Annotated in this window: 12 protein-coding genes and 1 tRNA gene; 6 read left to right on the forward strand and 7 right to left on the reverse strand. The window is 71.0% G+C overall.

The genetic code is table 11. The annotated features are described in order from the left end of the window. Window positions 1-104: 104 nt before the first annotated feature. The 4 genes from ACS5RC_RS05670 to sppA are packed head-to-tail and all read right to left on the reverse strand — an operon-like array spanning window position 105 to window position 2,614. A complete protein-coding gene (locus tag ACS5RC_RS05670; RefSeq protein WP_478342853.1) occupies window positions 105-770 on the reverse strand; it encodes a phosphoribosylanthranilate isomerase in 666 nt (221 codons plus the stop codon). Window positions 771-808: 38 nt separating this feature from the next. Next, complete coding sequence (locus ACS5RC_RS05675) at window positions 809-1,204, reverse strand: LapA family protein (RefSeq protein ID WP_478342854.1); 396 nt, start codon at window positions 1,202-1,204, stop codon at window positions 809-811. A 57-nt stretch (window positions 1,205-1,261) separates the two neighbouring features. Continuing rightward, window positions 1,262-1,576 carry an integration host factor subunit beta gene (locus tag ACS5RC_RS05680; protein ID WP_478342855.1) on the reverse strand — a complete coding sequence of 105 codons (315 nt, stop codon included), beginning with the start codon at window positions 1,574-1,576 and terminating at the stop codon, window positions 1,262-1,264. A gap of 51 nt (window positions 1,577-1,627) precedes the next feature. Beyond that, on the reverse strand, window positions 1,628-2,614 hold the full coding sequence (sppA, locus tag ACS5RC_RS05685; RefSeq protein ID WP_478342856.1) for a signal peptide peptidase SppA: 987 nt from the start codon (window positions 2,612-2,614) through the stop codon (window positions 1,628-1,630). Between the two features lie 520 nt (window positions 2,615-3,134). Between sppA and ACS5RC_RS05690 the strand changes: the two genes are divergently transcribed. The 5 genes from ACS5RC_RS05690 to ACS5RC_RS05710 all read left to right on the forward strand — a co-directional run bounded on the left by ACS5RC_RS05690 (window position 3,135) and on the right by ACS5RC_RS05710 (window position 8,323). Beyond that, on the forward strand, window positions 3,135-4,160 hold the full coding sequence (locus ACS5RC_RS05690; RefSeq protein ID WP_478342857.1) for a cyclase family protein: 1,026 nt from the start codon (window positions 3,135-3,137) through the stop codon (window positions 4,158-4,160). Between the two features lie 77 nt (window positions 4,161-4,237). Beyond that, window positions 4,238-5,188, forward strand: coding sequence for a 3-hydroxyacyl-CoA dehydrogenase family protein (locus tag ACS5RC_RS05695; RefSeq protein WP_478342858.1), 951 nt, complete (start codon window positions 4,238-4,240; stop codon window positions 5,186-5,188). A 49-nt stretch (window positions 5,189-5,237) separates the two neighbouring features. Continuing rightward, the gene (locus ACS5RC_RS05700) at window positions 5,238-5,996 is read left to right on the forward strand and encodes an SDR family NAD(P)-dependent oxidoreductase (protein WP_478342859.1); all 759 of its coding nucleotides are present in this window, start codon (window positions 5,238-5,240) and stop codon (window positions 5,994-5,996) included. 49 nt (window positions 5,997-6,045) lie between these two features. Continuing rightward, window positions 6,046-6,945 carry a beta-keto acid cleavage family enzyme gene (locus tag ACS5RC_RS05705; protein ID WP_478342860.1) on the forward strand — a complete coding sequence of 300 codons (900 nt, stop codon included), beginning with the start codon at window positions 6,046-6,048 and terminating at the stop codon, window positions 6,943-6,945. 160 nt (window positions 6,946-7,105) lie between these two features. Next, entirely contained in the window at window positions 7,106-8,323 is a 1,218-nt protein-coding gene (locus ACS5RC_RS05710) for an ABC transporter substrate-binding protein (protein WP_478342861.1), read from the forward strand. Between the two features lie 31 nt (window positions 8,324-8,354). On the opposite strand, the gene ACS5RC_RS05715 is transcribed toward ACS5RC_RS05710, so the two are convergent. Next, on the reverse strand, window positions 8,355-8,786 hold the full coding sequence (locus tag ACS5RC_RS05715) for a hypothetical protein (protein ID WP_478342862.1): 432 nt from the start codon (window positions 8,784-8,786) through the stop codon (window positions 8,355-8,357). A 424-nt stretch (window positions 8,787-9,210) separates the two neighbouring features. Here ACS5RC_RS05715 and ACS5RC_RS05720 point away from each other — a divergent pair, with 424 nt between their 5' ends. Then, entirely contained in the window at window positions 9,211-9,624 is a 414-nt protein-coding gene (locus ACS5RC_RS05720) for a cupin domain-containing protein (RefSeq protein ID WP_478342863.1), read from the forward strand. 1,040 nt (window positions 9,625-10,664) lie between these two features. Here ACS5RC_RS05720 and ACS5RC_RS05725 read toward each other — a convergent pair. Continuing rightward, window positions 10,665-10,740, reverse strand: a tRNA-Lys gene (locus ACS5RC_RS05725). Between the two features lie 113 nt (window positions 10,741-10,853). Continuing rightward, the gene (locus ACS5RC_RS05730; RefSeq protein WP_478342864.1) at window positions 10,854-12,428 is read right to left on the reverse strand and encodes a 2-isopropylmalate synthase; all 1,575 of its coding nucleotides are present in this window, start codon (window positions 12,426-12,428) and stop codon (window positions 10,854-10,856) included. Window positions 12,429-12,500: the final 72 nt, after the last annotated feature.

Genomic DNA, 12,500 nt, shown 5'->3' on the forward strand with positions numbered 1-12,500 from the left:
GTCCTCGGAGGGCTGTCCGGCGGGCGCGCCGCGCCCGCGATGTCTGTCTCTCCTGCTTTAGACCCGTCGCGGGCGCGGCGCCAAGCCGGCGCCGGTGCGGCGGTTCAGACCGCCGCGGATCGGGCGGCGCGGGCCGCCGCCACGAAGGCCGCGATACGCGCCGGGTCCTTGAGGCCGGGCGCGCTCTCGACGCCCGACGAGACGTCGACCGCCCTGGCGCCGGTGAGCCGCACCGCCTCCGCCACCGTCTCGGGATCGAGGCCGCCCGACAGCATCCAGCCCGGCGGCAGCGCGGCGCCCGACAGGAGCGACCAGTCGAAGCGCAGGCCGTTGCCGCCGGGCAGGGCGGCATCGGCCGGCGGCTTGGCGTCGAGGAGCAGGCGGTCGGCGGCGGCGTGGGCGGCGAGTCCGGCGAGATCGGCCCGCGTGGCGATCCCCAGCGCCTTCATCACCGGCCGCCCGGTCGCCCGCCGGATCGCCGCGACGCGCTCGGGGCTCTCGCGCCCGTGCAGCTGGATCAGGTCCGGATCGACGGCCGCGAGGGCGTCGGCGAGGAGCGCGTCGTCCGGATCGACCAGCAGGAGCACGCGCTCGGCCCGGCCCCGCGCGATCCGCGAGAGGATCCCCGCCCGATCGAGGGGGACGTGCCGGGGGCTGCGCGGGAAATGGACGAGGCCGATCCAGTCGGCCCCCGCCTCCAGCGCCGCCGCGAGGGTGGCTTCGGTGCTGAGGCCGCAGATCTTGACGCGGATCGGGTCCGACGGGAGCATGTTCGGTGTCCGGGAAGGCCCCCCTGCGCCGTTCGGGCTCAGCGCGGCGCGGGCAAGGCGGTGCGGGTCGGCAGGCCGGTGCGGGGCGCGACCTCGCCGCGTGCCGGGAGGCCGCCGCGGGCGGCGCTGTCGGCCTCGGGGCCGTAGCTGCGCAGCCGGGCCGCCTCGCCCTCAAGGCGTCGCACCTCGCGGCCGCGATGGCGGGCGACGCGCCGGGTTGGAGCTTGGCCGAGCCACGCGAAGATGCCGCCGAACACGATGCCGAGGGCGACCGCGCTGAACAGGATCGCGTAGAGCGGCAGCGTCGCGCTGAAGACGGGGACATCGGAGAAGGGGTCGAAGGAGAGTCGTACCGGGTCGCGATTGGCGACGGCGAGCAGGACCACCACGACCGCGACCGGCAGCAGCACCAGACCTTTGAGGAAACGGATCATCGAGCACTCCGGACGTCAGCAATCGTATCCCGGGCGGCGGCCGCCTCGGCCCGCCTCCTACTCGGCGGCGTCGGACGTGGCTTCGCCGATGCCGGCCGCGTTGAGGCGCAGGCGCATCTCCTTGCCGGTCTTGAACACCGGGATGGCCTTCTCGGACACGGCAACGGCCGCACCCGTGCGCGGGTTGCGCCCGCGCCGCGCCTCCCGGCGCTTCACCGAGAAGGCGCCGAAGCCGCGCAGCTCCACCCGGTCACCGCGGGCGAGCGCGTCGGCGATCGTGTCGAGGATCGCGTTGACCAGGATCTCGACGTCCCGCTGGTACAGGTGCGGGTTGCGCTCGGCGATTCTGAGAACGAGCTCCGACTTGATCATGATGGGTCTTCTCGAAGGATCGGCACGTTGGGCGGGGGCGGGCGCGCGGCCTCAGGGCGTTCCCTCGGGGGTGGGGCGCCAGAGGACGAGCAGGCCGCCGCCTTCGGTCAGGGCCCGGGTCTCGGCGCCGATCTGGCGCAGCCGGGCCGCGAGGCCGTCGAGGCCCGCGAGGTCCGCCCCGAGCCCCAGGGTCGACCAGAGCCCGAGGCCGGAATCGGAGCGCGGCTTCCAGTCCGTGACCGGCAGGTTCGCGCCGACCTTGCGCTCGCGCTCCAGCCACGCCACGGCCTGCCGCTCGCCGCCGAGCTCGTCCACGAGCTTCAGCGGAATGCTCTGGCGGCCGCTGAACACCCGCCCGTCCGAGACCGCCGCGAGCTGGGCGTCCGACATCTGGCGCCGGTCGGCCACGAGGCCCTTGAACCAGGCGTAGGTGTCGCCGACGACGGCGGCGAGGGCCGCGCGGGCCTCGGGCGAGGTCGGGCTGAAGCCGGACGGCTCGGCCTTGAGCGGCGAGGACTTCACCGACTCGACCTTGACGCCGACCTTGTCGAGCAGGCCCGACACGTCCGGATATTGGAACAGCACGCCGATCGAGCCGACGAGGGCGGTCTCGCGCGCGACGATGTGGTCGGCGCCGAGCGCGGCGATGTAGGCACCCGAGGCCGCCGTGCCGTCGACGAAGGCCACGAGCGGCTTCTTCTCGGCGAGCTGGCGCAGGTTGCGGAACAGCTCCTCGGATCCGGTGGTGGTGCCGCCGGGCGAGTTGATCGAGACGACGACGCCCTGCACGGCGCTCGAATCGCCCACCCGCTTGAGGAGCTTCGCGGTGGCATCGCTGCCCGCGATGAAGCCCGAGATCGAGACCCGGGCAATCTGCGGGCGCACCGCACCGAAGCCGAGGCCCTCGGTGCCCGCCCGCACACGCAGGCCGACCGCGCCCACGGCGACGATGAGGCCGCCGATTCCCAGCACCCGCCAGAGCGAGAGCTTGCGGCGCAGGCGCCTCCGGTCGATCAGAAGTTCGGCGTCAGCGGCCATGCGATGGTGTTCTCCCTCGCGCTCCGGCGGCAATGCCGGTCCGTTCTTGCTTGGCCCATCGCCCGGATCCGGGCGAAGGCGGGCTCAGCCTCTCACAAGCGGCGCCGGTTTGCACCCAAACTTTGGTGCGGTCCAGAGGCCGGACCACAGCCAAGTGCTTGAGCGGCCTCGCGGCCCGCTGCTGCGGGGCGGAGTTCTAGAGCATTTTCGGCGGGGCTGGATACGGGCGGCGACGAGAAAATGCGAGGGGGGCCGGCGCGGCGGGGCCCGGAGCCCGGGGCGGCCCTGACGGCCCCGCCCGATCCGTCGCGCCGCGGGCTACCCGCAGGCGCGGGGGCGCGCTAGGTTCCGGCTCTGGACGCGCTCGACCGCGCCCGGACGACAGCCTCGAAGGCGGGCGGATGCGGGTGAGGACGACGCTCTCGGCGGTCTTGCGGGTGCCGGCCCGCCTCCCTGCCCATGGGGCCCGCCTCGGGCGCGCGCCGCGCGGGGTCCGGTCCACCGCTCGCGGGACGGTCGCGTGAGCCTGCGCTGGACGCGGCGGCCCGAACCCTCGACCTGGGGGGAGTTCGGCCCCGACGACGAGCGCGGCCGGCTCAACCTGCTCACGCCCGAGAAGGTGCGCCAGGGCGTCGCGGAGGTGCGCGAGGGCCTGACCTTCTGCCTCAGCCTGCCCCTCGACCTGCCGGGCGGCAACGTCCTGAACCAGCGCCGTCACCCGCCGCGCATCACCCCGACGCGGCGGGCGAACGGGAAGCCGGTGACGAATTTCCGGGTCTGCGAGGAGGTCGACGGCGCCACCGACGTGATCTGCGACGACCGCGCGCTGATCCACCTGCAATACTCGACGCAGTGGGATTCCCTGGCCCATGTCGGCTCGCTCTTCGATGCCGATGGGCGGGGCCCGGCGCCGACCTACTACAACGGCTTTCGCGGCGGCACCGACATCGTCGGCCCCGAGACGGCGGAGGCGGCGGAGACGCTCTCCCGCGCGCGGCATCTCGGGATCGAGCGGCTGGCCGAGGCCGGCATGCAGGGCCGCGCGGTGATGATCGACCTGCGCGCCCATCTCGGCGACGCCAAGGCCCGCGTCGGCTACGCGCAGCTCGCCGCGATCCTCGAGGCGGACCGGGTGGTGATCGAGCCGGGCGACATGGTCTGCCTGCATACGGGCTTCGCCGAGCGGCTGATCGCCATGGACGGCGCGCCCGATCCGCGGCTCGTGCACAATCTCTGCGCCGCGCTCGACGGGCGCGACCCCCTGATCCTGGACTGGATCACCCGCTCGGGCCTCTGCGCCCTGATCGCCGACAATTACGCGGTGGAGGCCTATCCGGCCGGCCCCGGGCCGGCCTGCTGCGCGATCCTGCCGCTGCACGAGCACTGCCTGTTCAAGCTCGGGGTCAATCTGGGCGAGCTGTGGCACCTGACGCCGCTGGCCGACTGGCTGCGCGCCAACGGGCGCAACCGCTTCCTGCTCACGGCGCCGCCCCTGCGGCTGCCGGGGGCGGTGGGCTCCCCCGTGACGCCGATCGCCACGGTGTGAGGCGGCGCCGGGCGGAACTGTGACGGCGCCGCGGGCCCGAAGGCCGGGCGGCGGACGCGGAGGGGAGGAGAGGCGACATGGCCGAGATCGCGGTGATCGGCGGCGGGCTGATGGGGCACGGCATCGCCCTGGTTCTGGCGCTGGGCGGGCACGCCGTGCGCCTCACCGACACCCTGGCCGAGACGCGCGCGGCGGCGCCCGGCCTGATGGCGTCGGCGCTCGCCACCCTGCAGGAGGCGGGGGCCGCGCCCGAAGGCTGGAGCGCGGGCCGCCTCGAGGCGGCCGTGCGGATCGTGCCCGAGCTGCCGGAGACGGTGGCGGGGGCCGAGCTGGTGATCGAGGCGATCACCGAGAATCCGGAGGCCAAGCGCGCCCTCTTCGCCGAGTTCGACCGGCTCTGCGCCCCCGGAACGGCGATCGCCAGCAACACCAGCTACCTCGACGTCTTCCCGCTGATCCCCGCCGCGCGCCAGCCGCGCGCCCTGGTGATGCACTGGTACACGCCGCCCTACATCATCGATCTCGTCGACGTGGTGCCGGGGCCCGAGACGGAGCCGGCTTTGCTCGCGGCGATGCGCGACCTCGTCCTCGGGCTCGGCCAGACGCCGATCGTGCTGAAGCGCTTCATTCCCGGCTACGTCGCCAACCGGATCCAATCGGCGATCAGCGCCGAGGTCAACCGACTGCTCGACGAGGGCGTGGCCTCGCCCCGGGAGATCGACGACGCGGTGATCCACGGCCTGTCCCTGCGCATCCCGATCCTCGGCCATCTCGCCAAGGCGGATTTCACCGGCCTGGACCTGACCCGGCGCGCCCTCGCCAACGGGAGCTACACCCCGCCGCCGCCGCGCACGCGCTCCGACACCCTCGACGCGCTCTGCAGCGAGGGCCGCACCGGCGTGATGGCGGGGCACGGCTATTTCGACTGGGGCGGGCGGGCGCCCGCGGAGCTGTTCCGCGAGCGCGACCGCAAGCTCCTCGCGCTGAAGCGGGCGATGGCCGGGATCGGCCGGATGCAAGGCTCATGAGCCGGGCCCATGCGCAAGCCACATGAGCAGGGCACATCAGGGAGGCACCATGACGGCGAAGGATCTCACGGGCCGGCGCGTCCTCGTGACGGGGGCGTCCTCCGGAATCGGGCTCGCGACGGTGACGCTGTTCGCGCGCGCCGGCGCTACCGTCGCCCTGAACCACCTCGCCGATGACGGGCGCGGCCCCGAGGCGACGGCGCGGCTCGCGGGCGAGGGCCTCTCGGTGATCGCGCTGGCCGGCGACGTGTCGCGGCCGGGCGAGGCCGAGGCGATGGTGGCGGAGGGGATCGACCGGCTCGGCGGCCTCGACGTTCTGGTGAACAACGCCGGCACCTCGGGGACCGCCGCCCCCATCGCCTTCGAGGATCTCGACGCGATGAGCGAGGCATTCTGGGGGACGATCCTCTCGACCAATCTCGTCGGGCCCTATCGCTGCGCCCGGGCGGCGGCCCCGACCCTGCGGGCCAGCCGGGGCGCCATCGTCAACACCGCCTCGGTGGCGGGCCTCGGGCGGCGCGGCTCCTCCATCGCCTACTCGGCGAGCAAGGCGGGGCTGATCAATCTCACCCGCAGCCTCGCGATGGCCCTGGCGCCGGACGTCCGCGTCAACGCGGTGGCGCCCGGCCTCGTGGCGACGCCCTGGACCGCGGCCTGGCCGGAGGAGCGCAAGGCCGCCACCGCCGCGCGCACCATGCTCGGCCGGCTCGCCACGCCCGAGGACATCGCAGAGGTGATCGTCTTCCTCGGTGCCGGCGCGGCCTACGTCAACGGCGAGACCATCACGGTCGACGGCGGGGCGATGTGACGCCGGAGCCCCGCACCCGGAGCCCGACACCTCAAGCCAGGAGCCGCCCATGTCCCGCAAGACCGTGATCACCTGCGCGCTGACCGGATCCTTCGACACGCCGCGCAAGAACCCGGCCGTGCCGGTGAGCCCCGAGGCGATCGCGGCCTCCGCGCTCGAGGCGGCGGCGGCCGGCGCGGCGGTGGTGCATATCCACGTGCGCGACCCCGAGACGGCGGCACCCAGCATGGAGCTCGCCCATTACCGCGCCGTGGTCGAGCGGGTGCGGGAGCGGAACGCCGACGTCATCCTCAACCTCACCACGGGCGCGGGCGGGCGCTACGTGCCGGGCGCCCCCGACCCGTCGGTGGCGGGCCCCGGCACCATGTTCATGGCTCCCGAGGTCCGCACCCGCCACGTCGAGATCCTGCGCCCGGAGATCTGCACCCTCGACATCGCCACGATGAATTTCGGCGAGCACCTGTTCCTCAACACGCCCGCGCATCTGCGCGCGATGGCGGCGCGGATCGGCCAAGCCGGGGTGCGTCCGGAGATCGAGGTGTTCGACCTCGGCCAGATCGAGCTGGCCCGCCACCTTATCGCCGAGGGGCATCTCGCCCGCCCGCCGCTGTTCCAGCTCTGTCTCGGCATCCCCTGGGGTGCTCCGGCCACCGCCGAGGCCCTGGTGGCGCTGCGGGCGCGGCTGCCCGAGGACGCGATCTGGTCGGCCTTCGGCATCGGGGCGCAGGAATTCCCCATCCTGGCGGTCACGGCCGGCATGGGCGGCAACGTCCGCGTCGGCCTGGAGGACAACCTCTATCTGGCCCGCGGGCGCCTCGCGCCGAGCAACGCCGCCCTCGTTGACAAGGCGGTGAGCCTGCTCGCCCATCTCGACCGCGAGCCCGCGACCCCCGCGGAGGCCCGCGCGATCCTCGGCCTCGCGCCGGCGACAAAAGACGGCGTCTCTTGACGCCCCGGGCCGCGGCTCGATTGCCACCCGATCGGGCCCGGCCCTAAGCTCCTCTACAAGACCCTGCGGGGGCGCCCTCCGGGACGCGCCCCCCGGAGGACACGACCGGTTCAGACGGCGATCAACGCCGCCGGACCCCATGTGGACAGGGAGTGAAACCATGACGATCGGCCGTCTCGCGGCGCGCGCGCTCGGTGTCCTGTGCCTCCTCGGCACCGCCCAGGCTGCGGATCTCGTTCCCGTCAAGATCGGGGTGCTGAACGATCGCTCCGGCGTCTACTTCGATTCGACCGGCGAGGGCTCGGCCGTGGCCGCCCGCATGGCGGTGGAGGATTTCAAGCCGGAGGCGCACGGGCTGAAGGTCGAGGTGGTCGCCGCCGACCACCAGAACAAGCCGGATGTCGGCGCCTCGATCACGCGGCAATGGTACGACCGCGACGGCGTCGACGCCGTCTTCGACGTGCCGACCTCCTCGATCGCCCTCGCGATCGCGGATATCACCCGGGACCGGAACAAGGCCTTCATCAACTCGGGCGGCGGCACCGCCGATCTCACCGGCTCCCACTGCACGCCCAACACCGTGCACTGGACCTACGACACGGCCGCGCTCGCCAACGGCACCGGCAAGGCGCTGCTGAAGCGCGGCGGCAAGACCTGGTACTTCCTCACCGCCGACTACGCCTTCGGGCTGGCGCTGGAGCGCGACACCCGGGCGGTGGTGGAGAAGAACGGCGGCACGGTCGTCGGCGGCGTGCGCACCCCGTTCCCCAACCCCGACTTCTCCTCCTTCCTGCTGCAGGCGCAGGCGTCGGGCGCGCAGGTGATCGGCCTCGCCGATGCCGGGCTCGATGCCGCCAACGCGATCAAGCAGGCCCACGAGTTCGGCATCCGTCAGGGCGGCCAGAAGCTCGCCGCGCTCCTCATCGCGATCACCGACATCCACTCCCTCGGGCTCGAGGTGGCGCAGGGCCTGCAATTCACCGCTTCGTTCTACTGGGACCTGAACGACGACACCCGCGCCTTCGCGTCCCGCTTCGAGAAGCGCATGTCGGGCAAGAAGCCCACCTCGTACCAAGCCGGCGTCTATGCCAGCACGCTGCACTACCTGAAGGCCGTCGCTGCGCTCGGCTCGGCCAAGGACGGCGCGGCGGTGGTCGCCAAGATGAAGGAGATTCCCACCGACGACCCGCTCTTCGGCAAGGGCCTGATCCGGGCCGACGGGCGCAAGATCCACCCGATGTACCTGTTCGAGGCCAAGGCCCCGTCCGAGTCCAAGGGCGAGTGGGATCTCTACAAGGTGCTGGAGACGATCCCGGGCGACCAGGCCTTCCGCCCGATGAACGAGGGCGGCTGCCCCCTCGTCGCCAAGCGCGGCTAGGCGGCGGCCCCCTGTCGCCCGGATCGCGGCGCTACCGGTTGGGATCGCGCCGGATCCGGTCGATAGTGGCGTTCGACAGATCCGCCGACAGGCTGCCGCGGCCCTCAGCGGCCGGCGCGAGGTAGACGAATCTCCGCTTGCCGGCCTCCGCCGGCCTCTGCGGCGCCCTGAGCGTCCTCAGGTAATCCGCGCCGTCGCGGTCCGTGAAGGGATGACGCTCGGGGCCGCATCCCTCGCAGACGGAGACGAGCCACGATTGCCACAGACCGCTCGTCTTCTCGTCCAGGGACGCGGCGCTCTCGCGATGGGCCGAGGCGAGCTTCGCCGTGTCGAGGTCGGTCTGCTGGGCCGGCTTGGGCAGCGTCGACAGCGTCGCGAGAGCCGCGGCTTGGCTCTCCGCCGGTTGCGCCTCCGCCGGATTCACGGCCAGGAGAAGAGCGACACAAGTCAGTCCAGAGCGCATGGCGACCGCTCCCATCGCAGGTATCGGGCGGGACATCACATGTCTCAACTTGCCAAGCGCGTGATACCGGCCCGCAGTTGCAATACTGACCAGAGAAGATCTTGTTCCCGAAAGCCCGGCGCGCGGTCGCCGGACGCCGGCTCGGCCTCATCCTGCGGGATCCTGGGGCGCCCCCACGCGGACCGACCGCTTGTCGGGATTGACCGTCACCGGTCTGGACGGGGTGCCGGTGACGCGCTTGCCGCATCCGCCTGACCGGCGCGGAGGCGCACGGCCCGACCCAGCGTCCGCCGGCAAGAATCCGTGGCACGCTGCCGGACCGAGGATATCGAGTCCACGCTTGACGTGTGCGGCATCGTGCTATGCTCGGCTGTACAGACTCGGACGCGAGAGACTTCGAGGCGCGAGACTGGGGAGCGCGAACATGCTGACGCGGCGGTGGTTCAATACCTGCGCTCTCTGCGCAGGCCTCGGCGGTTTCCTCGCCTCGGAGGCCGCGGCGCAGGGCAGCCCCCCGAGCCCCATCCGGCGCAAGCTCATCAAGACGACCGAGGTGGCCGGCAGCAACCTCGTGACGCTCCTGATGGAGGTCGAGGTGCCGGTCGGGGTCGAGGTGCCGCGGCACACCCATCCGGGCATCGAATCGACCTTCGTGCTGGAGGGGGAGGCGGAGCTCTACGTGCAGGGGCAGGAGGCCCAAGCCGTGACGCCGGGCTCCGGCTTCCAGATTCCGGCGGAGGTCCCACACGGCGTGCGTAGGGTGGAGAAGCCGCTGCGCCTCGCAATCACCTACGTTGTCGACAAGGATAAGCCCTTGATCGCGCTCATGCCGGGCTAGAGCCTGTCGACGCGCAACGAATCGCACGCCCCCCACTCCCACCGTTCCAACGGGGAAGGCGTGATTCTGCTGAACGCGCTTGGATGGGCTGACCAGTCATCGCTGGTGGGTCGGCACCTACATCCAGTCGCACTCTTCCGATATGTCGAGGACTGGATCGAGCGCAGTTGCCCCTTGGTTATATTGAAGGGGTACTACGCATCCGGCGCCATCACGCGCAACCTCGTCAGTCGCGTCGTCAGCGTGAGCGCCTCGACCAATAAGGTGCCAAGCGCTGGGCGCTCGTGAAAGGGGGTGCAGCATGACGCGCCTGCGTCCTGCCGCCGTTTCCAACCCAGCCTCGCTACGCTCCCGCTGATCGGCGGCGGGTTGACTGTGATAAGGCGCGTCAATTCATGCGGCCGAATCGCATTCAGAGATGCACCTGCACACCTATTTTGCGTGGCTACACTACGATTTCGGCGGAGGTCACGCCTATACGTTTCTGAGTCATTAAGAGCGAGCGGTCAAAATGTTCCGTTCACCAACCTAGGCGCCCGCTTCCATTTCCTGGACCACTTTGGCCTTGCGGGACGGTCGGATCGGGTCCCGCAGAGGGTGGCTGCACGGGCGCCTGTCGGGCTCAGCACAGTCGGCTGCTGGCGGCCGACGGGCCAATGAGCCCGCCCACCAGCAGCCGAGGACCGATACTCGGCGTCGTCCGCTCGCGGTCATACTTATCTGGACGACATGCTGGCAGCGAGGGCCGTCGAGCTAAAGCGCTCTGGGGAGGGTTCGCTATGCGCCTGATCCGTGCCCTGCATCAGCTCTGGCTGATCCGAGCCGCCCGGTTCGATCTGCGCCGCGCCAACCGCCTGATGCGGCGGGCAGCGGATCGGATCGAGGCGTCGGGGTTACACAACCTAACGACACCTTCAGGCGTCCCGGCATGCGCTCGAGCGCGGTGGTCGGACTGACTTACCTAGGTAACGCTGTTACCCGCGGCGTTACCCCAGCTTCATCCGCTGATGTAAAAATCTAATCTAAGTGTTTTGATTTAATGGTGGGCGCACTAGGGTTCGAACCTAGGACCCGCTGATTAAGAGTCAGCTGCTCTACCAACTGAGCTATGCGCCCATCGCCGATGGCGATCTCGCGGTGGCCACCAATCCGCCGCTGAGGTGGTGCCTGATAGCAAGCGATCTGAAGGCTGTCCACCCCAGATCGCCAGATTTTATCGTCCTCAAACGTCAGACAGACGCCGGGTGTTGTGCGTGCAAACGATGAGCCGAGGCAGCGAGCTTGTTGAGTGCCGAAAGGTAAGCCTTGGCTGAAGCGACGAGCGTGTCGGGATCAGCACCACGCGCGGTGACAACGCGCTCGCCATCCTTAAGACGAACAGAAACCTCGGCCTGCGCGTCGGTGCCTTCGGTTACGGCGTGGACTTGGTAGAGTTCCAGCACCGCTTCGTGCGGGACCAATGCGTGGATGGCGTTAAACACCGCATCAACGGGTCCGTTTCCGTCAGCCTCTTCGGTGACGTTGCGTCCGTCGAAGGCGAGTTTCAGCGTCGCGCGCTGCGGACCGTGCGTGCCCGCGATCACCGAGAGCGAGACGAGGCGGACGCGGTCGTGGGCGGTGGCGAGGTTCTCGTCGACGAGCGCCTCGATGTCCTCGTCGTAGACGTGCTTCTTGCGGTCGGCCAGCGCCTTGAAGCGCTCGAACACGTCCTGGAACTGGTTGTCGGTGAGCGCCAGCCCGAGCTCGGTCAGCTTGGAGCGGAAGGCGGCCCGGCCCGAGTGCTTGCCCATCACCAGCGAGGTCTTGGCGAGGCCCACCGAGGCCGGCGTCATGATCTCGTAGGTCTCGGCGTGCTTGAGCATGCCGTCCTGGTGGATGCCGCTCTCGTGCGCGAAGGCGTTGCGGCCGACGATCGCCTTGTTGAACTGCACGGGGAAGTTCGTGGCGTGGCTCACGAGCTTCGAGGCGCGGGTCAGCATGGTGCTCTCGATGCCGGTGGCGAAGGGCAGCACGTCGGCGCGGGTGCGCAAAGCCATCACGATCTCCTCGAGCGCGGCGTTGCCCGCCCGCTCGCCGATGCCGTTGACGGTGCATTCCACCTGCCGCGCCCCGCCCTCGACGCCCGCCAGCGAGTTGGCGATCGCGAGGCCGAGATCGTTGTGGCAATGCACCGAGAACACCGCCTTGTCGGCGTTGGGCACCCGCGCCCGCACGTTCTCGAACATCGCCCGGTACTCGGAAGGCGTGGCGTAGCCCACGGTGTCGGGCAGGTTGATGGTGGTGGCCCCGGCCCGGATCGCCGCCTCGACGCAGCGGCAGAGATAGTCGAGCGGCGTGCGCGTCGCGTCCATCGCCGACCATTCGACATCCGCCACGAGGTCGCGCGCCTGGGCCACGGTCTTCAGGATGATCTCGACGACCTCGTCCTCGCTCTTGCGCATCTGGTGGGCGAGGTGGATCGGCGAGGTCGACACGAAGGTGTGGATGCGCCCGCGCTCGGCGTGCCGCACCGCCTCGCCGGCCCGGGCGATGTCGGCGGGGATCGCGCGGGCGAGCCCCGCGATCACGGCGCGCTTCGAGCGCCGGGCGATCTCGGCCACCGCCTCGAAATCGCCGTTCGAGGCGATGGGGAAGCCCGCCTCGATGATGTCGACGCCCATCGCGTCGAGGAGCTCGGCCACCGCGAGCTTCTCGTCGAGCGTCATGGTGGCGCCCGGGCATTGCTCGCCGTCGCGCAGGGTGGTGTCGAAGATGAGGACGCGCTCGCGCGAGCCCGGAACGGCCGAATCGGAGGTGCTGGTCATGGGGTTACCCTGTCGCGGGCCGCCCGCCGCGCGCAAGGGCGGTCTCGGGGCGGCGTGGAGCCTGGATCTGAC

It is taken from the genome of Methylobacterium sp. HJ2 (assembly GCF_056431005.1).

Bases quoted from the DNA above. Each gene is read 5' to 3' on its own strand.
- ACS5RC_RS05670 (WP_478342853.1), bottom strand. From the start codon at position 770: ATGCTCCCGTCGGACCCGATCCGCGTCAAGATCTGCGGCCTCAGCACC.
- ACS5RC_RS05675 (WP_478342854.1), bottom strand. From the start codon at position 1,204: ATGATCCGTTTCCTCAAAGGTCTGGTGCTGCTGCCGGTCGCGGTCGTG.
- ACS5RC_RS05680 (WP_478342855.1), bottom strand. From the start codon at position 1,576: ATGATCAAGTCGGAGCTCGTTCTCAGAATCGCCGAGCGCAACCCGCAC.
- sppA (WP_478342856.1), bottom strand. From the start codon at position 2,614: ATGGCCGCTGACGCCGAACTTCTGATCGACCGGAGGCGCCTGCGCCGC.
- ACS5RC_RS05695 (WP_478342858.1), top strand. From the start codon at position 4,238: ATGGCCGAGATCGCGGTGATCGGCGGCGGGCTGATGGGGCACGGCATC.
- ACS5RC_RS05700 (WP_478342859.1), top strand. From the start codon at position 5,238: ATGACGGCGAAGGATCTCACGGGCCGGCGCGTCCTCGTGACGGGGGCG.
- ACS5RC_RS05705 (WP_478342860.1), top strand. From the start codon at position 6,046: ATGTCCCGCAAGACCGTGATCACCTGCGCGCTGACCGGATCCTTCGAC.
- ACS5RC_RS05710 (WP_478342861.1), top strand. From the start codon at position 7,106: ATGACGATCGGCCGTCTCGCGGCGCGCGCGCTCGGTGTCCTGTGCCTC.
- ACS5RC_RS05715 (WP_478342862.1), bottom strand. From the start codon at position 8,786: ATGCGCTCTGGACTGACTTGTGTCGCTCTTCTCCTGGCCGTGAATCCG.
- ACS5RC_RS05720 (WP_478342863.1), top strand. From the start codon at position 9,211: ATGCTGACGCGGCGGTGGTTCAATACCTGCGCTCTCTGCGCAGGCCTC.
- ACS5RC_RS05730 (WP_478342864.1), bottom strand. From the start codon at position 12,428: ATGACCAGCACCTCCGATTCGGCCGTTCCGGGCTCGCGCGAGCGCGTC.